The sequence below is a fragment of the Streptomyces sp. NPDC126499 genome (genome assembly GCF_040302485.1).
Lineage (GTDB): Bacteria > Actinomycetota > Actinomycetes > Streptomycetales > Streptomycetaceae > Streptomyces.
Genome location: NZ_JBEOUO010000064.1, coordinates 1 through 1138, shown reverse-complemented (window position 1 = coordinate 1138; position 1138 = coordinate 1). Strand labels below are relative to the sequence as shown.

The following is a 1138-nucleotide window of genomic DNA, read 5'->3' as shown; positions in this document are numbered from 1 at the left end:
GAAAAAATCTTGAGGGAGCTTCTATTATTAAAGACACTGTAAATCTAGAACCTGGAGATGAGTATATAATAGCTTTCAAAGCTGATAATCCTGGGAATTGGCTATTCCACTGCCATGATTTACATCATGCTTCTGCAGGTATGGTAACAATGGTTAAATATAAAGGGTTTCAGCCATCTTTTACTCCTGATAAAAATGCAAATAATCAGCCAGAATAATTTATCTTATAAAATAGGATAAAATGCGGCCTTTTAGGGCAGCATTTTACTGCTAATAAAAATAGTAACCGATAAAGGACGGGGAACATTTGAATTTTACTTTATTATTAAGGGATAAAAAGGTGTTGTTTATTCTATTAGTTGTCAATATTATAGGCACATTATATGGATTTATTTGGTATGGTGGTCAACTTTCGGTTACACCTAATAAATATCTAATTTTTGTTCCTGATAGCCCAACAGCTAGTTTGTTTTTTGTGTTTGTATTAATTGGTTTGATTTTAAGAACAAATTTACCTTTGTTTGAGGCTCTAGCTATTGTAACGTTATTTAAATATGGAATATGGGCAGTTGTAATGAATGTATTAGTTCTGATAGAGATAGGATATTTAGATTGGTCTAGTTACATGCTGATTTTCTCCCATGGAGCCATGGCAATTCAGGGTTTACTATATAAAAGTTTCTATAAAATAAAAGGTTGGCATCTAGTAGTTGCTGCAATTTGGACTCTTCATAATGATGTGATTGATTATCTATTTAACATGATGCCAAGATATAGTGTATTGGATAATTATATTCCGCAAATAGGCTATTTTACTTTCTGGCTAAGTGTTATTTCTATTGGCATTACGTATTTTCTTTGTATAAGAAAGAAAAATGCAATACCGGAAATTTGAAACAAAATCTCAGTCTTGAAAATTTAAAACGAGGTGAATCTTTGTGGAGAACATACAACAGTTAAATAGAATCGCTTTTGAGTTTGGAAATTTCACTGTTTATTGGTATGGAATAATTATTGGAGCTGGTTTACTTCTTGGGTGGATTCTTGCTACTAATGAATCTAAAAAACAAGGACTTCCTAAAGACATTTTTTCCGATCTCTTATTATGGGCTATACCTATTTCAATTATTAGTGCCAG

General features: G+C 31.7%; 3 protein-coding genes. All 3 read left to right on the top strand.

Features of this window, described 5'->3' with window-relative positions; genetic code table 11:
• Positions 1-218: multicopper oxidase domain-containing protein (locus ABTZ91_RS34075; RefSeq protein WP_352081106.1), on the top strand; the 218-nt coding region annotated here is incomplete at its 5' end.
• 122 nt (positions 219-340) lie between these two features.
• Entirely contained in the window at positions 341-895 is a 555-nt protein-coding gene (locus ABTZ91_RS34070; RefSeq protein WP_352081105.1) for a DUF1405 domain-containing protein, read from the top strand.
• Between the two features lie 43 nt (positions 896-938).
• Positions 939-1138: prolipoprotein diacylglyceryl transferase family protein (locus tag ABTZ91_RS34065; protein ID WP_352081104.1), on the top strand; the 200-nt coding region annotated here is incomplete at its 3' end.